Source organism: Eggerthella sp. AM16-19 (genome assembly GCF_003474385.1).
GTDB lineage: Bacteria > Actinomycetota > Coriobacteriia > Coriobacteriales > Eggerthellaceae > Senegalimassilia.
The window spans coordinates 25,309-44,929 of the sequence record NZ_QUCY01000022.1; the positions used below are offsets into that span (position 1 = coordinate 25,309).

The following is a 19,621-nucleotide window of genomic DNA, read 5'->3' on the forward strand; positions in this document are numbered from 1 at the left end:
CGCATCGGCAAGCGTGAAACCGCCGCGCAGGTCGAAGAAGGCCCGCGACAAGGCGAAACGCCGAGTTCGCAAACACCAGCTGTTTACCCGGGTGACCATTATAGCCGTTTCCCGGCGGCGCACATCCCACCGCCTCCGCGCAAGCACGAGGGGAACATGAACGCGAGACGGGGGTACGTTCACGGTTGCCCTTTCACTTCCCAAAGAGCCCTCGTGAACGCACCTCCGTCCCCTGTTCACCCCCCGTTCGCCCCGGCGTCCCCCTTCGACGTCCCTGGACGGCTCGCACTCTCCTACTTAATAGACGCGTGCAGCGCCGCCACCTCTTCGGGGGTAAGCTCGCGCCACTGGCCGCGGGGCAGGTCGCCCAGCTCGATGGGGCCGAAGCTGTCGCGGTGCAGCGCCAAAACGCCGTGTTTGATGGCCGATAGCATGCGCTTGACCTGGCGTTTCCTTCCCTCTCGCAGCACCACGCGCACCACAGCGCGCTGCTGGGAGCGCTTGCGCAGGATGGCGGCGCGTTGCGGGCTGGGCACGCTGCCGTTAGGTTCGTGGTCGGGCACGGCAGGCGGAACCTCCAGCATGGACAGCGCGCGCTTCGCTTCTGCGCCTTCCACCAGCGCGGCCTTCGCGGGCGCGGTCATGCCGTCGTCAAGCTGGATGCCCTGCTCAAGCTGGGCCAGCTGCTCGGGCGTGGGCTTGCCGTTGACCAGCGCCAGATAGCGCTTCTCCACGTGATGACGCGGGTGCAGAAGGCCGTTGCCCAGCTCGCCGTCGGTGCTGAACAGCAAAAGCCCCGTGGTGTCGAAGTCCAAGCGCCCGATGGGGAACAGCCCCGGGAAGCGATCGGTGGGCACGAGCTCGGCCACCGTAGGACGACCCTGCGGGTCGGACATGGTGGTCACGTAACCGGCGGGTTTGTGCAGCATGATGGTGACGGGGCCGCCCTCCAAGCGCACGGGCACGCCGTCGACCGCCACCTGGTCCACAAGCGGGTCCACCTTGCTTCCCAGCTCGGTAACCACCTGGCCGTTCACCGTCACGCGCCCGGCCGTCATGAGATTCTCCGACCCGCGACGGCTTGCCGCGCCGGCGCGCGCCAGGAACTTCTGCAGGCGCATGGGCACAAGGCGCTCCTCAGGCTGCGTTTGGTTGGGTTTGAGTTGCCTGATCATGATTCTCCCATCACAGGTCGGTCGAGGTTTGCCGGGAACCGGTTACTCGTCGTCGGTTTCGAATCTCAGGTTGTCGAAGTCGATCTTCTCCACCAGCCCGAAGCTTTGCGCCATAGCATCGGCGAGCATCTGCTGCGCGGCATTGCTCGCCGGACCGTCACCGGCCGGGAACGCGGCCTGCGAGCCCAATGCGTCGCGATTCGGGTCGTCAGCGGAAAGCGGCAGCTGGTCGTCCGCCGCGACGCGCTCCGACGCCGCCTGCCGAGGCGCACGAGCCTCGCCGCCGGCACCACCCGCGCCGCCAACACGCTGCTGCGAGGTCAACGCAACGCCGGCGCCTTCGTCCTCGAAATCGAACTGCAGGCCGTCGAGCGGATCGGCGGCTCCCCCATCCGACATCTGCGCCTCGGGCGCCACACGCGCCTCCTGCCCGCCCGCGCTCAGACGCTCGCGGATGAGCTGGCGCGTGGCGTCATCGGGCGCAAACTCGTCCAAATCGGGAAGATCGCGCACCGAGCGCAGCCCGAACTTCTCCAGAAAGCCGCGCGTGGTAGCGTACAGCGTGGGGTTGCCCGGCGCGTCAGCCTGGCCCGCTTCTCGGATTAACCCCTTCTCCACCAGGGAGTTTATGGAGCTGTCGGAGTTCACGCCGCGAACGCTGGCAACACCGGCGCGCGTGCAGGGCTGCAAATAGGCAACAATGGCGAGCGTTTCCATGGCCGCCTGCGAGAGTTTGCGCGTGTCCCACGACAGCACGTACTTCTCCACCAGGTCATGGTACGCCGGGTGCGTGTACAGCCGCCAGCCGCCGGCCACCTCGCGCAGCTGGATGCCGCGCTGCTCGCGCTCCAGCTTCTCGCGCAGGTCCACCAACGCCTGCTCGACCAGCTTCGGGTCGGCCTCCAGCATGTCGGCAAGCTCGATGACGCCGACCGGTTCGTCGGTGACGAACAGCATGGCCTCTATGGCGCCGCTCAGCTGCGCCTGATCAAGTCCCTCGAACATCTATTCCTCCCCAACCGACGTCAGCGCGTCGTCGCCATCCAGCAAAAGCTCGCCCGAGCCCTCGATGTACTCGATGTCGATGTCGCCGAACAGCCGGCTTTGCTCCACGCGCACCATGGAACGCTTGTACAGCTCGAGCACCGCCAAAAACGTGACCACCACCAGCGGCGTGGGGGCATCCTTGGCGATCAACTGCGAGAAGCGCAGCTGTTTGAGGTTGCGGATGCGCTGATGGATGGCGCGCACGTGCACCTCCACCGGGATGGGCTTCGCAGCGATGTGCTCGCTTTCCAGCAAAAATACCTCGCGCCGCGCCAGCGCACGAGCGGCAAGCAGCGCAAGAGAGTCCAGCGACACGTCACGCAAGAAGTCGGGCATGAGATTTAGAAAGCACGCTTCAGGTCCGAACGGGCGCGGATGCATACGGCCCTCGGCGACGAACCGCGCATGCAGCGCCGCAGCGGCGTTCTTGTACTGTTTATATTCCAGCAGACGCTCCACCAGCATGTCGCGCGCCTCGGAGGGCGCCAGCTCGGCAATGTCGTCCTCCACCTCGATATGCTCGCGCGGCAGCAGGCTTTGCGCCTTGATCTCCAGCAGCGTGCTGGCAACCAGCAGGAAATCGCTGGCGACGTCCAAGTCGAGATTCTGCATGCGGCCCACTTCGGCCAGGTACTGGTCGGCGATCTGCGTGATATTGATGGCGCCGATGTCAACCTTCTGACGGCTGACCAGGTACAACAGCAGATCGAACGGCCCCTCGAAGCTGTCGGTGCGAACGCGATACGACACGATGCCCCGCCGCCCCTACGAAATGGTGAAGGGGAACAGCAGGTTGCCCAGATTGCCGGCGGTGACGTCCAGGTAGATGCCGAACACGTTCACGTGGATGATATACGGCAGCAAAATAGCCACGATCATGAAGATCGGGAACGCGTACTGCTGCACCTTGTAGTACTTCGGCAACCACTTCACAGGCATGAAGAACGCGAAGATGGAGCTGCCGTCCAGCGGCGGGATGGGCAGCAGGTTGAAGAACATAAGGTACAGGTTGATCAGCGCGAACATGGGCAGGAACATCAGGTAGAAATAGAAGAACGCCTGGCTCTGCACCACCCACTGCGCAACGGGGGCGAACCCGTAGAGAACCCACGCGACCACGCCCGCCAGCACGGCGAGCAGCAGATTGGCGGCAGGACCGGCCAAACCCACGATCAAGTCGCCCTTGCGCGGGTCCTTGAAGTATGCGGGGTTGTATGGCACCGGCTTGGCATAGCCGAACACGGGCATGTTCATAGCCATGAGCAGAAACGGCATGATAACGGTGCCGAACGGGTCGATATGCGCAAGTGGGTTGAACGACAGGCGCCCTGCGCGCTTGGCGGTGGGGTCGCCTAGTTTCCAGGCAGCAAAGCCGTGCGCCATCTCGTGCAACACGATGGCGGGAACGAAGCTCAAAATCGAGCAGATGAGATAAGGAAGCTGTGTAGTCATAATCGCATTATTATAACGCCACAAACGCCAATGCGAAACCGATAACCGACCTGAAACCCATTCGTAACGCCAATAAGCACAAGCAAACTCGATAGACGCAGCACCGTGCAACTACGCAGCTCGCACGCAATCGCAACGCACAACACGTGTCCACCGGACGAACGCAAAGCGGGCGGGCGACCTTGGTGGCCGCCCGCCTGCTGGAAAGCGCTATCGTCTATCGCGAACTTATGCGTTCTCACGCTCGAACTTGTCCATGAACTGGACCAGCGCCTCGACGCCGGCCTTGGGCATGGCGTTGTAGATGCTGGCGCGCATGCCGCCGACGCTGCGGTGGCCCTTGATGTTCTCGATGCCCGCGGCCTTCGCCTCGGCGATGAACTTGGCGTCCAGCTCGGGGTTGCCCGTGACGAACGGCACATTCATGAGCGAGCGGAACTCCTTCTTCGCCGTGCCGCTGAACAGGTTGGACTGATCCAGGTAGTCGTAGAGGATGGTGGCCTTCTCCTCGTTGAGCTTCTGCATGGCCTCAAGACCGCCCAGGCCCTTGAGCCACTGGAACACCTTGCCGCACATGTAGATGCCGTAGCACGGCGGGGTGTTGGACAGGCTGCCGGCGTCGGCCTGCGTCTTGTAGCGCATGATGGTGGGCGTGAACGGCAGCACGTCCTCGCGAATCAGGTCGTCGCGCACGATGACGATGACCACGCCGGCCGGGCCGACGTTCTTCTGCACGCCACCGTAGATCAGGCCGTACTTCGACACGTCCATGGGCTCGGAAAGGAACATGCTGGAAACGTCGGAGACCAGCGGGATGTCGCCGGTTTCGGGCAGCTTGGTGTAGCGGTTGCCGTAGACGGTCTCGTTCTGGCAGATGTAGACGTAATCGGCGTCGGGGCTGAACGTGAGGCCGTCGACGTCGGGCACGTAGGTGAAGTTCTCATCCTCGGAGCTGGCGATGCAGCGAGCGTCGCCGTAGAGCTTGGCCTCCTTGAAGGCCTTCTTCGACCAGTTGCCCGACACGATGTAGTCGGCAACCTTGTTCTGCATGAGGTTCATGGGGATGGCCGCGAACTGCTGCGTGGCGCCGCCCTGCAGGAACAGCACGCGGTAGTTGTCGGGGATGTTCATGAGGTCGCGGATGTCCTGCTCGGCGGTCTCGATGATGCCCTTGAACGCGGCGGAGCGGTGCGACATCTCCATCACGGACATGCCGGTGCCCTGATAATCGAGCATTTCCGCGGCGGCGGAGGACAGCACCTCCTCGGGGAGCACTGCCGGACCAGCCGAGAAATTGTACACGCGAGCCATGCTGAACCTCCTTGGGTTGACGAATGGATGCAGCGCGCCCGCGATTCGCGGGTTGGCGCCGAACGCGGAGCGCAAGCGCGTTCCGCACCAGTCTAGTATGGGCCTTTCGCATGTTGAACCTACCGGCGATACGGGATTTAAGGGCAAACGGTGAAGGCGCTCCGCGGGCGGCGGGTGCGGGCACGTGTACGGCTGGCGCGCGAAAGCCGGCGATTGACGCGTGGACCGGCCGCCGGATACGCCTGGCGAAGTCGCAGCTGACGGCAGACGAGTCCGTTGCCCGCAGCCGGCGCGCGAGCCGGAGGATGGAGAAACGATGGGAACTTTACAGCTGTCAAGTCAGCTGTAAAGTTTTGCGGCATACTGCAGCGTCAAAGAACCGCACGAAAGCATGGAGCGAACATGAGCGAGCAGGTCATCGAAAACAACGCAGGGCAAACCGGCGCAGGCACGCAAGCGTCTGGCACGGCCGAGCCCATCGCGGCGCTCACCCAGGAGATCGCGCAGCTAAAAGAGCAGCGCGACGCCGTGATCTTGGCGCACTACTACGTGCCGTCCGAGGTGCAGGCCGCGGCCGACTACGTCGGCGACAGCTTCGCCCTGGCGAAACTGGCCGTCGACCTGCCGCAGCAGACCATCGTGCTGTGCGGCGTCGAGTTCATGGGCGAATCGGCGAAGCTGCTCAATCCGGACAAAACCGTACTTTTGCCCGAGCCCGCCGCCGACTGCCCCATGGCGCACATGATCAGCAAACCTGACATCGACCGCGTGCGCGCAGAATACGGCGACGACCTGGCCGTCGTGTGCTACGTCAACTCCACCGCCGAGGCGAAAACCTGGTCCGACGTGTGCGTGACCTCCTCGAACGCCGTGAAGATCTGCAGCAACCTGCCGCAGCGCAACATCCTGTTCATCCCCGACATGAACCTGGGCCGCTACGTGGCAAGCCAGCTTCCTGACAAGCATGTCATCCTGAACAAGGGCTATTGCCCGCGCCACATGACCATCAGCGTGGAGCAGATCATCGACTTGGAGGAAGCCCACCCCGATGCCGTGGTCATGGCGCACCCCGAGTGCCCGGCCGACGTGCTGGCCGAGGCCGATTATATCGGGTCGACGAAGGGCATGATCGAGCATGCCGCCGCATCGGGCGCGCAGGAGTTCATCGTGTGCACCGTGGTCGGCATCATCCGCGAGCTCGAGCTGCGCACCCAGGGCACGGGCAAGCGCTTCCACTTCCCCGCCACCACGCCGCGCTGCGAGAACATGGACCTGGTCACGCTGCCGAAGCTGGCCGCATGCCTGCGCAACCCCGCCCCGTACGAGGTGCACGTTGGCGACAGCCTGGCCCCCGCGGCGCGCCTGACGCTCGAACGCATGCTGGAGTACGCGGCAAAGTAGGCGGCGAAGATGAGCGAAAAGAACGAATTAGCTGGCGAAATGGGTGCTGCACCTGCGGAAACGGTGGCTTCCGCTACAGTTCGCACGCACATCGATGACGCATGCGTGTCAACCGGTGACCGATTACAACCGGAGTACGACGGCGCTACCGAGGCGCACGACATCGCCTGCGACGTGGTCATCGTCGGCTGCGGCGTGGCGGGCTTGTACTGCGCGCTCAACCTTCCCTCCACGCTTTCCGTGGTGATGCTGGCGAAGACGACCGTGGACGAATGCGACTCGATGCTGGCGCAAGGCGGCATCTGCGTGCAGCACGACGACGCCGACTACGCGCCGTTTTTCGAGGACACCCTGCGCGCGGGCCACTACGAGAATCGCTGCGAGAGCGTGGATCTGATGATTCGCGCAAGCCGGAGCATCATCTCCGGCCTGGTGAAACGCGGCGTGGGCTTTGAGCGCGACCAGGCGGGCAACCTTCGCTACACCCGCGAGGGCGCGCACAGCCGTCCGCGCATCTGCTTCCACGGCGATATCACCGGCGACGAGATAACCTCCACGCTGCTTGTTCGCGTGCGCGAGTTGCCCAACGTCCACATCTTGGAGCACACCTGCATGGACGACATTCTGATCGCGCAGGATGATGGCGAGCGCCGCCAGCCGCAAACGCGTTGCCGCGGCGTCCTTGCGCATACGGCCGACGGGGCGCAGCTGCGTATCTTCGCAAGTCAGACGCTTTGGGCCTGCGGCGGCATCGGCGGCACGTACCCGCGCTCCACCAACTTCCCCAGCCTTACCGGCGACGCATGCGCCATTGCCGCGCGCCATGGTATCGCCCTCGAGCACATGGACTACGTGCAGATCCACCCCACCTCCCTGTACTCGACGCAGCCGGGCCGGGCGTTTCTGATCTCGGAATCGTGCCGCGGCGAAGGGGCAGTGCTGCTCGACGCTAACGGGAAGCGCTTCACCGACGAGCTGCAACCGCGCGACGTGGTGAGCGCGGCCATATACCGGCAGATGGCCGCAGAAGGCTCGGAATTCGTGCGCCTCTCCTTCGCCAACATGCCAAAGGACGAGATCACGGGACACTTCAAGAATATCTACCAGCGTTGCCTGGAGGAGGGGTTCGACATCACGCGCGAGCCCATCCCCGTCGTGCCTGCGCAACACTACTTCATGGGCGGCGTGCGGGTGGACCGCAACAGCGCCACGGACATGCCGGGGCTCTACGCCGCGGGCGAGACCAGCTGCAACGGCGTGCACGGGAAGAACCGCCTGGCCAGCAACTCGCTGCTTGAGTCGCTTGTGTTCGCGCAGCGCGCCGCGTGGGATATGTGCCGCAAGCTAGGAGCGAACGCGCCCGTCGAGCAAACCTATCCCGAGCAGCCCTGCGGCGCCGACGCGCAGGCGTACAAACGCCTCTGCGCTGAAGCCGAGCGCAAAACCCGCGAAAGCGCAGCGCAAGGCGAGCCGCAAACCGCGGCGCAAACCTGCACGCAAACCTGCGTACAAAACGCTGGGCAACCCGGTTCGCAAACCTGCGCGCAAAACACGACGCAAAACAGGTCGCAAACCCGCGCGCAAACCCTTTCCCCGTCCGACAACGATTGCACCGCAAGCTCCAAGGAGGTCGTTTGCGCATGAACCCCATCACGCTGACAACCGTGGCCGAACCGCTTATCCGCCAGGCGCTGGCCGAGGACATCACCAACGAGGACGTTTCCACCGCCTCCATCATGCCCGATGCACGCCCCGCCGCCGTGGACCTGATCGCGAAGGCCGACGGCGTGCTGTGCGGCCTCGACGTGTTCGAGCGCACGTTCGCCATCCTTGACCCCGAAACCCGCATCCAGCGCTTCGCCGCAGACGGCGACGGCGTTTGCGCAGGCCAGACGCTTGCGACGGTAACCGGCGACGTGCGCGTGCTGCTGTCGGGCGAGCGCGTGGCCCTGAACTACCTGCAGCGCATGAGCGGCATCGCCACCTACACGCACCGCGTCGCCGCGCTGCTCGAGGGCAGCACCACCCAGCTGGTGGATACGCGCAAAACCACGCCGAACATGCGCGTGTTCGAGAAGGAGGCCGTCAGGTGCGGCGGCGGACGCAACCACCGCTACAACCTCTCCGACGGGGTGCTGCTGAAGGACAACCACATCGCCGCCGCAGGCGGCGTGCGCGAAGCCATCGAGGCAGCGCGCGCCCACGCCCCGTTCGTGCGCGAGATCGAGGTGGAGTGCGAGACGTTCGCGCAGGTCGAAGAGGCAATCGCCGCCGGGACGGACATCATCATGCTCGATAACATGGGCCACGACGCGATGGCGGCGGTCGTCGCGTTCATCGACGGGCGCGCGAAGACCGAGTGCTCCGGCAACATCGATGCGCACAACGTGCAGGCCATCGCCGACCTAGGCATCGACTTCGTGTCCAGCGGCGCGCTCACCCACTCGGCGCCCATCCTGGACGTGTCCATGAAGCACCTGCGCATGCTGGACGGCAATGCCGATAGCACCCCAGCCGCTGACGGCAACGCACCGGTCACTGGCATACACCGGAAAAGCGAGCAGTAGTCATGACGACAAAAGCCGAGGCCAGACGCGCATCGCTGCTCGATGCGCTCCGATCAGCCGATGCACCGGTATCCGGCGGTCAGCTAGCGAACACCCTTAACGTCAGCCGGCAGGTCATCGTACAGGACATCGCGCTGCTGCGCGAGGCGGGCGCAAGCATCGTGGCAACCACGAAGGGCTACGTGCTGGCTGATGCCGCGCAAACCGCAGCTCAAAACGCAACGCAAACCATGGCGCAAAACGCCGCGGAGCAACCGGCCGTGCACCTTGACGAGCCAGCCCGCACGTTCAAGCTGCACCACGAGGTCGAGCAAACCAGGGACGAACTGCAGACCATCGTCGCACTCGGCGGGCGCGTGCACAACGTGTCCATCAGCCATCGCGCCTACGGTCGCATCACCGCGCCTTTGGAGATCGCCAACCAGGCGGATATCGAACGGTTCATCAACGATATCGAAAGCGGGAAATCCTCGCCGCTCAGCACCGCCACCTCGGGATACCACTATCACCTGGTGTCGGCGCCAAGCAACGAGGCCCTCGAAGCCATCGGCCGCGCGCTCGCGGACAAGGGCTTCCTAGCCCCGCTGCTCCCCCACGAACAGGAGGGATAAGGAATTATTCCCAGCTTTCCGGCATGCCCTCGATGAGCATGAACCGGGTTGACCCGGCAAGAACCAGCTCGTCGCCGGCGTGCACCTCGACCGGCTCCGCGCATGCGGAAGCACCCGCGCGCGCCGGTTCCACCACCGTCTCGGAACCGTCTTCGCCGCTGATCAGCACGGTGCCGTTGGAGCTTCCGAGGCCCTGCACGCACCACCGGCCCGCTTCGTTGCACCAGACGCGCAGATGATGGCCCGACACATCGGGCTCCACGTCGTTGATGTCGTCGGGCCCCAGGGCCAGGGCACCGATCTCCACGCCGTCGGAGAGCGGCTGCACCCAGTGCAAACCCCCGGAAACCAGGCCTCCCACCATGCGCAAAAGGCCCAGCGCCTGCGCTTGCTCGCGCGGGTCCGCGGACGCCGCGCCAGGCTGCTCGCCCTGGTCCATGACGGCGGCGGGAACGGTTTCCAGCCTTCCGCCGTGCACCGTCTTCACGTAATCGAGCACATAGGCGCACGCGCGCTTCACGTTCGCGCTGCATCCCGCCGCCACGAACAGCACCATGGCCAGCTCGGAGCGCTCCTCCATGCTGTAGCCCGCGCCGCGAGCTAGGCGCTCCAGCACGTTGCGATACAGCGCCAGGTCCTGGTGGCATTCACGCAGCGCCTGCTCCATAAGCGCCCCGCCCTGGTTCGTGACCAGCGACAACGCTTCCTCGGCCGACAGGCCCTTCCCGTCGCGGGAGCGCAGGCGTGCCGAAACGCGAAGGGCTGCCACGCCCCAATCGCAAAAGTACCGGTCTTGCAGCGAGCCCACGGGGGCATGCACGATGAAGCGCGAGACCCACGTGCGGTCGTCGCAGCGCGACAGCGGGCTTTTGCCGTCGGCAAGCGGACGGCCGGACAACACCAGGCGCGCCAGGTCCTTATGGCTGATGCCGCCATAGCGCTTCATGGTCTCGAACAGGGCGCCGCACGGCGTCAACTCCGTCGCCATCATCCTCACGCTCCTTCGTTCAAGTCGTCGTCCAACACATCGCGCTTGCCCGCAAACCGGGCATTTGCGCCCGAAGCCTCGCCTGCGGAGTCATCGACCTCGTACTCAGGTTGCGAGTCGGTGCCGCTAACCGGATTTTGCACATCGGCGGAAACCCCAGGCTCGCAGCCATCGCACTCGCCCGCAACCTGCAAGCCGCAGACTTTCTGCGTTTCACCCTTCCCGGCTTTGCCCTCAAGAGCCGGCGCTGCCGCGCCCGAAAGCGCGTCGGCCCCGTCGCAATCCCCCGACGGCAGCGCCTTACGGCGAATCACCTGGGGCAACGCCACGTTCAACGCGAAATCGGCCACTATGATGCACCAGCCCGCCGCCGCTGCGGCCACCAAGGCCATGGAAAGCAAGTGCTGCTGGGCCGCCTCCTCGAAGCGCATGTCGGCAAGCACCTGCCACAGCGCGGCGAACATGACCGCAAGGCCCGCCGTGCCGCGCAAAAAGCCCGCTATGGTGCGCGAGCCGCCGAAGCGCAGCGATAGCCCCACCAACGCGGGAAACAGCGCCGCAACGGCAACTGCGACCCCGGGAAGGCCGCCCGACCAGGCAAAACCCACCGCATCAAGCGATGCCTGCGCCCCGTTGGCAAGCACGGCCGCCGAAACCGCAACCCCCGCCAACGCCGCCGCCGCGATGCCCTTGCATGCCATGCGCACATGGGCCAGCGTGGAATTTGCCACATCAAGCGTCGACGCGGCGAACCCGCCGGGCACGCACGGCACCAGCGGACGACCGCAAAACGACCGTTCCACGTTATCGGCGTAGTGGATGGAGAACGACGACAGCGCGTCGCGAACCGCCGCGGCGTCGGGGCGATCGGATTGCCCGCGAGCCAGGCAATCACCCAACACGATACCCAGCTGCTCGTCCACGAAGGACAGCGCCTCAGCCGCCTCCGACACGCCCATCGGCGCGGACAGCTTGTCCTGCGCGTGTTGCACCGCAACCGCCACCTCGGGTTCGCGGGCAAACGCCTCGAGCAGCTCGCCGGCTCGGGCATGCGCCATCACCGCAGCCGGCGCAGGAGCGGCCATCTTCGCGCGATACGGCGAAACGGGCGCCCCGTCTTCCCCAACCGCATGCAAATCGTAAGGGGCCTGCCCGCACGCCAGCTGGTACACCACGCTTGCCGCGGCGTACACGTCAATCGCCGGCGATTTGCGCAACTCGGCCAGGCCCGGAATGTCATCGCTGAGCATCTCGGGCGGCGCGAAATCAGCCGTAGCGCCGCGGAACACCGCGTTCTCGCTGGTAAACGACGTGGAGCGCGACTCCGATTCGGCCGACGACCCGAAGTCGATGAGGTACAGATCGAACACGCCCTCGTCCACCTGCTGCTCCAAGGACAGCCGCGACGTGCGCACCATGACGTTGCGCGGGCTGATGTCGCGGTGCACGAACCCGCCTTCCACATACCCCATGCGCGCCACCAGGTCGAACAGGTCGCGGCCCAGGCGCGCCGCCACCAGCGGGCTCACGCGGCCGCAACCGTCAACGGCAAGCTGCCGCCGCACGCGATCCAAGGTGATGCCCTCAACCCATTCCATGACGATGCACGGCACCCCGTCAACGGTGCCCCGGCCATACAGACGGGGGAAGCCCTTCAGCCCCGACAGCAGGATATGGCACTCGTATTCGCGTTCGAACGCGGAACGCGAGGCGCGCACGCGGCGCTCATGATCATCCTCGGTTTCGCCATCGCGGCGATGCGGAAGCGAAAGCAGCTTGAGCGCCAGGTGCTCGCCCTGCGCGTTGCGCGCGTGCTCCACACGGCCCGTGCCGCCGCGATGGGCCTGCCCCTGCGACACGAACAACGTGACGAAACGACGCACGTAAGACGGCCGATCGGCATCGGAAAGCGAAAGCGGCGCGCTGAAATCCGCCACGCGCACCAGGCGCATGCCCTGAACAGCGCCCGACGAGGCAAGCGCGCCACCCTTGTTCACAAACCCGCTCATAGCCTGATACTCGCTAACGTCTCGTTCAGGCGCGCCGCCGCAATGCTGTTGCCGGAGGCATCCTGATCAGCGCGAACGGGTTCCATCCAGCGATCAACCCCTTCCGCCGGGTTCTCGTATGCCAAGTTCAACCCCCACGCGTCGTAAATGACGGAGAGATACTGGTCCAACGCGATATAGGCGCGCTGAAGGTTGCCCTTCTGCTCCTGCCAACGCGAGCCCTCCGCGAACGCGTTCGAATTGCGCAGCAGCAGGAAGTCGGTGAGCGTTTGGCTGTCGATTGCCGCACACTCGTTGTAATCGCTTTGGCGAAGAGGCCGCGAGGTGCTCATGCAGTCGTTGTTGAACGCGGCGACAGCGTTGTTCACGCGCGCAACATAATCGTTCACCCGGGCCTGATGGTCAACCAGCACGGCATACGCCGCCGCCTCCTGCTCGGCCGTGGGGCCGGCAGGCGCAGGTGCGGAACCGGAGCCGTCAGCGCCTTCCGACCCCGATCCCGAACCACTCACGTCGCCCGACGCGCCGCCCGAACCGCCGGAGTTGCCCGAACCGGAACCGGAGCCGGACGCGGAGCCGCTTCCCGCAGACCCCGAGCCCGCCTGCGACGAGCCGCCAGAAGCCGCGGGGCCCGACACGGAACCAGACCCCGACGCAGCCGAGGCGCCAGCGATCTGCTGAGCACGGGTGAACGACGAATCCACCGAAGAAGCCGCAGATGCCCCGGTCAGCGACGCAACGCCCAGCATGCCGGAGCTCGAGCCAATGCCCAAAGCAGCCGCGGCATCGGGCGCAGCGGCATCGGTCTTCGACCCTTCGACCGTCAAGGGACCCACTGCGCGCGTCGAGTTCGCAGGGCCAGCCTGGACCTCGCACATCTGGCCGTCAAGCCACAGCGCGGACTCCAGCGGGATCACCACCGCGCCGGGCTTGTCGCCGGCAACCACGGCGGGGATTGCGGACACGTAACCGCCGACGCCCGCAATCATCAGGGCGAACGATGCGGCCGAAAGCGCCATCATGGGACGGGTGATTCCGGGCTTCCACCGCAGCCTGCGCGCGCGGCGCGCAGGGCAGTCGGTTGCAGCGAATGTGGGCGGGGGGCTAGGGGAAGGGCTGACAGCGCGGCCAGCGGGCGTCAGCTGCCCAGCGGGCGGCTGAGAGCGTGCGGCATCAGCGGTAGCCAAGTCCGCCGCGTCGCCAGCCGCCAGGTCCGACGCATCATCGACGGCCGAATCCGATGTATCATCGATTGCCAGGTCTGCCGTATCGTCGGTGACCAAGTCCGTCGCGTCGCCAGCCGCCAAATCCGCGGCATCGTTGGTGGCCAGATCCGCCGTATCGCGCTCGTCGTCGTGCGCGTTCTGCTCCGTCATCGCCTTCCCTCCTTTCCCCGTTCGTCTCAAAAGTCGCCGTTATGCCAGGCCGGGCCAGTTTTGCTGGCGCAAAGCCTCGTATGCGGCTATTGCAACCGAATTGCTTAAGTTTAAGCTGCGCATGCCATCGCGCATGGGGATGCGCACGCAGGCGGACTCGAAGCGCTGCATAACGGCCTCGTCGAGCCCACGGCTTTCGCGCCCGAACACCAGCCAGGCGTCCGGACCGTACGAAACGTCGGCGAAGCTGCGCTGCACGTGCCCCGTGAACAGGTGCAGCTCATCGGCGGCATGGGCCTCGAAGAACTCGTCGGCGCACGACCAGCGCACGATGTCGACGTCGTCCCAATAGTCGCACCCCGCGCGCGCAAGGTTGCGCTGCGTGACGGCGAAACCCATGGGCTCCACCAGATGCAGCCGCGCGCCGATGCACGCGCATGTGCGTGCGACGTTCCCCGTGTTCTGGGGAATCTCAGGCTCCACCAACACGATGTTCAGCATCCTTGCAACCTTTCTTTCAAATGAATAGCCCCTCGTGAGCCCATGGCAGGGAGCCCGCAAGCGCCGCAGCCCCAAATGACCGAGCCCCGACGGCACCAAACGCCGCCGGGCGCGCAATCGCGCATCCGGCGCAGCGCCCCTACACGCCCACGCGAGGTCCCTACACGCCCATCGCTTCGGCCTGTTTGGCCATCTCCTCTTCGAGCTCTTCGTTGAGCATGAACCACTCCTCCTCGGCAGCGGCGATACGCTGCTTGAGCTTGGAATGCTCGGCCACGGCATCCGAGGACGCATCCTCGTTGATGTAGAAGTCGGGGTCAGCCATCTTCGCCAAAAGCTCCTCCATGCGGGCGTTGTCGCGCTCCATCTGCTTGTCAAGCTCGGCGATGCGCTTGCGGTGGTTCTTCAGCGCGGCGTAGGCGCGGTTGCGCGCCTCGGCCTCGCGACGCTTCTGCTCCTTGGTCTTCGGCGAGCTGCCGCGCTTTGCCGTCAGCTCACCCGAAGCGGCAGGCGCAGGCGAAGCGGGCGAAGAAGGCACGGAAGAAGCGCTCTTCGACGCCTTCCCCTTCCCCGATCCGCCCTTTCCGGCGGGTTTGCGCTCCATCAGCTCGTCGACGAGCGACTCGTCGGTGGGCTCGGGCCCGTCGAGCTGGCCGGACTTGAACAGGTAGTAATCATAATCGCCGTCGTAGACGGTGACCTTGCCGGGTTTCACCTCCACGATGCGGTTCGCAACGCTGCGGATGAGGTGACGGTCGTGCGTGATGAGCAGGATGGTGCCCTCGAAGCGGTTGAGCGCCTGCTCGAGCACGTCGGCGCTGGCGATGTCCAGGTGGTTGGTGGGCTCGTCAAGGCACAGCAGCGGCTTGGGCGCCACGAGCATCTTCGCCAGCGCCAAGCGGCCCTTCTCGCCGCCGGAAAGCACGCTGACCTTCTTCTCGACGGCGTCGCCCTCGAACAGGAAGGCGCCGAGCAGGCTGCGCACCTGGCTGATGTTCCAACCCGGCGCCACGTGATCGAGCTCTTCGAACACGGTGTTGCCCGCGTGCAGCTCCTCGAGCTGATGCTGCGCGTAGTACGTCAGCGCCACGTGCACGCCGTAGTCGATGGTGCCGGCGTCGGGTTTCATGACGCCGGCGATCATCTTCATAAGCGTGGATTTGCCCGCGCCGTTGGGGCCCACAAGCGCCACCTTGTCGCCACGGTACATGGTGAAGTCGAAGTTGTCGTAGACGCGCTTGTCGCCGAAGGCCTTCACCAGGCCGCGGCAGCGCACCACCTCGTCGCCGGTGCGCGGGGGCTGCACGAAGTTGAAGTGGATGGGTTTCTTCTCCTCGGGAATCTCGATGAGTTCCTCTTTCAGGCGCTCCAGGCGCTGTGCGCGCTCCTGGGCCTGGCGGGCTTTGGTAGCCTTGTAGCGGAAGCGCTCGACGAAGTCCTCCAGGTGCTTCATCTCCTCAAGCTGCTTGGTGCGCTGCTGGCGCAGGCGCTCGATGCGCTCCTCGCGCGCCTTGAGGTACGCGGAATAGTTGCCCTTGTATAGGTTGACGCGGCCGTTGGCCACCTCGGCCACGCGGTCGATCATGTTGTCCATGAACTCGCGGTCGTGGCTGACCACGATGACGGTGCCCTCGTAACCGCGCAAAAAGCCCTCGAGCCACTTCACCGACTCAAGATCCAGGTGGTTTGTGGGCTCGTCGAGCATGAGCACCTCGGGATTGCGGACGAGCAGCTTGGCCAGCGCGATGCGCATCTGCCAGCCGCCGGAGAAGTTCGTGGTGGCCTGTTTGATGTCGCCTTCCTTGAAGCCCAAGCCGAACAGCACGCCGCGGACCTTGGCCTCGATGGTGTAGCCGCCCAGCATCTCGTAGGCGTCGCGCGCACGGCCGGCTGCGGCAAGCTGACGCTCGGTGGGGTTGTCGCCCAGCGACTCCTCCAGTTCGCGCAGACGCTGCTCGGCTTCCAGGATTTCCACCTGCGAGGACATGACCTCCTCGAAGATGGGGCGATCGGGCATCTCGATGGCTTCCTGCTCCAGGTAGCCCACACGGGCGCCCTTTGCGAACAGGATGCGGCCCTCGTCGGCGTCCTCGCGGCCGCTGATGATGTTGAGCATGGTGGTTTTGCCGGCGCCGTTGGGACCTACGAGCGCCAGACGGTCGTATTCCTCCAGCTTGAACGTGACGTCGGAAAACAGCGTGCGCCCGCCGAACGACTTCGACAGATGCTCAACCTGCATGATCATGGTGCGACAACTCCTTTAGCGCTAAAACGAACCTACGCGAAGGGAGCGGGCAGCCGACACCGAGAAATGAACGCAAAAACGGATACCCTCGACGAAGGAGGGAATCCGCGCGAGATAAAAAAAGAACCGCCAACTTGCGCTGGCGGTTCTTGGAGCTTCATGGCTCCCCGGGTAGGATTCGAACCTACAACCCTCCGGTTAACAGCCGGATGCTCTGCCGTTGAGCTACCGAGGAATTTCATCGGTGCGCTTCGTTTCCTTGGCGCAAGAAAGTATTATAGACATTTCAATTTTCGGCGCAACCCCCTTTTTTTAAAATTTTTTTCAGCAGCCGATTTCAGGAGGTTGGCTTGATTTGCAAGTTCATCCGGACACTTCGATTTCGCTATCGAACTCAGCAGGACATGTACGGCTGAGTCTGGAGTTGCAGTCGGCCGCGACAGCGCCCAGACGCCGTCGGGCAAATCACAGCCGCCCGCCTTCGCCGCTCAGCAACGCGACGCAAGCGCCACGCCGGGCACAACCACCGCGCAGCACCACAGGCCCTAGTAAATCCCGAACGCGTTCCACAGCAGCACGTTCGCGCCGATCATCAGCACGAGCGAACCGAACATGAAGTACAGCGCGATGCGGTACACCGACACCGTCTGCCCCGCCACGGCGGCCGATGCCACCGCATGCGCGCCCGCCTGCTGCACGGGCACCTGCGCATGGGCGCCCAGCTGCGTGGTCCAGCCCTTCGACAGCGGCTCGCTCGAGCGCACCTGCAAAAGCTCCAAAAACGACAGCGCCGCCGCAAGGGCGAAGTACAGCCCGAAGTCGCAAATGTAGCGCATAAGGATGCCGGCGCCCTGCAAGTCGAAGATGCACAGCACCACCGCCACGCACACCGCGCAGATCCACAGCGGCATGAGGCCCTTCGCCTTCAGGCCGTGGCGGACGCGCGGCAGCGCCAGCAGCACGAGCGTCATGGGATACAAGAAGAAGTAGCCGCCGAACATAGGCTCGTAGATGGTGACGCCCTGATATGCCGGGTCCATGTAGGTCTGATGCATGAACGGGAACTGGCTGCCCAGCGCCGGAGGCTGGAACAGGTACGCGTACAGGCCGAACGGGATGCGGTCGGCGTGGAACCCGCGATGCGTCATGTCGTTGGTGGTGAGGTTGTAGTTCGCGCCGAAGTCGAGCGGACTGCCGAAGCGCGCGAAGTTGTACACCATGACTGCTGCGGCGACCACCAGAAACGGCGTGAGCGCGGCGCGGAAGGCGCCCAGGCAGGCTCGTCGCGCCTGGGCGTTGCCGCGGGCGTCGCGCAAAAACGGCCAGAACAGCACCAGCCCGAACACAGCGGCCAGCACCATCTGCGGGCGCGCGGCAAGCGTCAGCGCAATGAGCGCCGCACCGGCCACCACACGCCTGCGGTCTATGAAACCGCCCGTGGTGCCCGACACCCACAGCCCCAAACCCCAGCTGATCAGGGCCAGGCCCATAGCTTCAGGCAGGAAGTACATGCTGGGCGTGCGCGCCAAGATCAGGCCGCCACCGGCCACGAACATCATGATATCGAGCACAAGCAGCACGCCGATCGACGTGCGAGGGAACCACCGGCGCGAGATGCGCGTGAGCAGATACGCGATGCCCGCCACGTACGCGCAGTCGCAGATGGCGACGCCAAGCCACGTGGGGAATCCGGTTCCCGTAAGCAACTGCCACGGGACGTAGAACACCAGACACGGCAGCACACCGAAGTACACGTAGTACTTCCCCTGGTAGTACGCGTGGTCCCACAAGTACGGAACGCCGGCGGAATCGCGCGCTGCGGTGTCGTAGGGGTTGTCCATGGCCTGCAGCGCTGCCGAAGGCACGTCGTCCAAGTAGAAGTGCCCCTGAAGCAGCGCCTGGGCGAGCTTTTGGTACTGGAACTGATTTTCCGTGCTGGCGGTGTGCGTGATGGACAGGAAGTGCGTGTTGGACATGACCAGGATGAAGATGACAACACACTGCACGGCCACCAACGCGATGACCATCCAGCCCTGACGCGAGATGCGGCCGTCGAACACGCGACTGAACAGGACCGATTGCGGCCGGACGGCGTACAGCGCCAGCAGCACCGCCAGAATGTAGGCGAAACGCAGCGGGTCGATGTCGAGCGGCACCTGCTGGTTCAGACCGATTCCCGTCACGGTCACCGAGCCCACGTCGGCCAGGTTCGTGATCGAGACGTAGATGGAATGACAGTCGCCCGCCGGGTCCAAGCTGATATAGGTGCTGACGGCGTCCTTCGGGTCGACCGAGACCGCCGGCAGCTGATAATAGTTCGCATTGCCTTCGTCCTGCAGATACATGACCACCTGCAGCTTGCTGTCGGTAGCCTTCGCGGCGGCAGCGGGATCGTTGAGCTGAGGGGTGAAGTGGATGCTGCGGACGGTATCGTCAAGGCCCGTGATCTCGAAGTAGTTCGCGGATGCATCGAGCGTCAGCGCGCCTTCGGTACCCGCGGACACGCCGTTGACCAGATACGTCCCCACCTGCGGGTAGGTCATGGACGTGAAGAAGGCCAGGTTGAAGCCGAACACCTCAATGAGCACGGCGATCAGCACGCAGATGACGATGCCGGCGAAGCGCTTGAGCGGGCTGACATAGGCGCCAGCAGATCCGGCGAAGCCCATGTCGCAGGTTTCGGAAGGCGAAGCCCAGCCCTGCTGCGGGCGCACGGCACCGTGACGGCCGTGACGCGCATACGCGGGCTGCGCAGAGTTGCCGGCATGGGCACCGGCGGCCGCCGAGCCGCCCGGGATACGCATAGTCCCTGACCCGCCGCGCGACCAGCGGCTATAGGGAGTGTTGCCAGGCTGTGCGGATTGCCCGCCGTAGCCCGCAGGCGCGCCGTTTCGGCCCGCGCCGCGACCGGCGCCGTAGCCGACGGGTGCGCCGGGAG

At 65.0% G+C, this 19,621-nt stretch carries 15 protein-coding genes and 1 tRNA gene; 4 read left to right on the forward strand and 12 right to left on the reverse strand.

Annotated elements, in window-relative coordinates; genetic code table 11:
- Positions 1 to 293 precede the first annotated feature (293 nt).
- The 5 genes from DW178_RS08860 to serC all read right to left on the reverse strand — a co-directional run bounded on the left by DW178_RS08860 (position 294) and on the right by serC (position 4,985).
- Positions 294 to 1,175 (reverse strand): pseudouridine synthase, encoded by an 882-nt coding sequence (locus DW178_RS08860; protein ID WP_118350661.1) that lies wholly within the window; start codon positions 1,173 to 1,175, stop codon positions 294 to 296.
- Between the two features lie 42 nt (positions 1,176 to 1,217).
- Entirely contained in the window at positions 1,218 to 2,180 is a 963-nt protein-coding gene (scpB, locus tag DW178_RS08865; RefSeq protein ID WP_118350692.1) for an SMC-Scp complex subunit ScpB, read from the reverse strand.
- Positions 2,181 to 2,972 carry a segregation and condensation protein A gene (locus tag DW178_RS08870; RefSeq protein WP_118350663.1) on the reverse strand — a complete coding sequence of 264 codons (792 nt, stop codon included), beginning with the start codon at positions 2,970 to 2,972 and terminating at the stop codon, positions 2,181 to 2,183. It abuts the gene before it with no gap.
- Positions 2,973 to 2,987: 15 nt separating this feature from the next.
- On the reverse strand, positions 2,988 to 3,674 hold the full coding sequence (locus DW178_RS08875; protein WP_042436021.1) for a site-2 protease family protein: 687 nt from the start codon (positions 3,672 to 3,674) through the stop codon (positions 2,988 to 2,990).
- Positions 3,675 to 3,902: 228 nt separating this feature from the next.
- The gene (gene serC, locus DW178_RS08880) at positions 3,903 to 4,985 is read right to left on the reverse strand and encodes a 3-phosphoserine/phosphohydroxythreonine transaminase (protein WP_118350666.1); all 1,083 of its coding nucleotides are present in this window, start codon (positions 4,983 to 4,985) and stop codon (positions 3,903 to 3,905) included.
- Positions 4,986 to 5,387: 402 nt separating this feature from the next.
- Here serC and nadA point away from each other — a divergent pair, with 402 nt between their 5' ends.
- From nadA to DW178_RS08900, 4 genes are read left to right on the forward strand one after another with little or no spacing between them, the layout of a single operon-like run.
- Entirely contained in the window at positions 5,388 to 6,386 is a 999-nt protein-coding gene (gene nadA, locus DW178_RS08885) for a quinolinate synthase NadA (RefSeq protein ID WP_118350668.1), read from the forward strand.
- 9 nt (positions 6,387 to 6,395) lie between these two features.
- Positions 6,396 to 8,030, forward strand: a complete 1,635-nt coding sequence (locus tag DW178_RS08890) for an L-aspartate oxidase (RefSeq protein WP_286168623.1) — start codon at positions 6,396 to 6,398, stop codon at positions 8,028 to 8,030.
- Positions 8,027 to 8,953: a carboxylating nicotinate-nucleotide diphosphorylase gene (gene nadC / locus DW178_RS08895; protein ID WP_118350673.1), complete on the forward strand. Its 927-nt coding sequence runs from the start codon at positions 8,027 to 8,029 to the stop codon at positions 8,951 to 8,953. The genes DW178_RS08890 and nadC overlap by 4 nt, the downstream gene beginning before the upstream one ends.
- A gap of 2 nt (positions 8,954 to 8,955) precedes the next feature.
- Positions 8,956 to 9,564, forward strand: a complete 609-nt coding sequence (locus DW178_RS08900) for a transcription repressor NadR (protein WP_118350676.1) — start codon at positions 8,956 to 8,958, stop codon at positions 9,562 to 9,564.
- A gap of 4 nt (positions 9,565 to 9,568) precedes the next feature.
- Here the strand turns inward: DW178_RS08900 and DW178_RS08905 are convergent, their stop codons facing one another.
- From DW178_RS08905 to DW178_RS11310, 7 genes are all read right to left on the reverse strand, one after another.
- Positions 9,569 to 10,555 (reverse strand): FHA domain-containing protein, encoded by a 987-nt coding sequence (locus tag DW178_RS08905; protein WP_118350678.1) that lies wholly within the window; start codon positions 10,553 to 10,555, stop codon positions 9,569 to 9,571.
- 2 nt (positions 10,556 to 10,557) lie between these two features.
- Positions 10,558 to 12,561, reverse strand: a complete 2,004-nt coding sequence (locus DW178_RS08910; protein WP_118350680.1) for a protein kinase domain-containing protein — start codon at positions 12,559 to 12,561, stop codon at positions 10,558 to 10,560.
- Positions 12,558 to 13,937, reverse strand: coding sequence for a hypothetical protein (locus DW178_RS08915; RefSeq protein ID WP_118350682.1), 1,380 nt, complete (start codon positions 13,935 to 13,937; stop codon positions 12,558 to 12,560). The genes DW178_RS08910 and DW178_RS08915 overlap by 4 nt, the downstream gene beginning before the upstream one ends.
- Positions 13,938 to 13,976: 39 nt before the next feature.
- Positions 13,977 to 14,438, reverse strand: a complete 462-nt coding sequence (locus DW178_RS08920; protein ID WP_081469023.1) for a tRNA (cytidine(34)-2'-O)-methyltransferase — start codon at positions 14,436 to 14,438, stop codon at positions 13,977 to 13,979.
- 160 nt (positions 14,439 to 14,598) lie between these two features.
- Complete coding sequence (gene abc-f, locus DW178_RS08925) at positions 14,599 to 16,683, reverse strand: ribosomal protection-like ABC-F family protein (protein WP_118350685.1); 2,085 nt, start codon at positions 16,681 to 16,683, stop codon at positions 14,599 to 14,601.
- A 160-nt stretch (positions 16,684 to 16,843) separates the two neighbouring features.
- Positions 16,844 to 16,918 (reverse strand) — tRNA-Asn (locus DW178_RS08930).
- A 310-nt stretch (positions 16,919 to 17,228) separates the two neighbouring features.
- Positions 17,229 to 19,621 (reverse strand): hypothetical protein (locus DW178_RS11310; protein WP_199669280.1); only part of this gene is annotated, 2,393 nt, incomplete at its 5' end.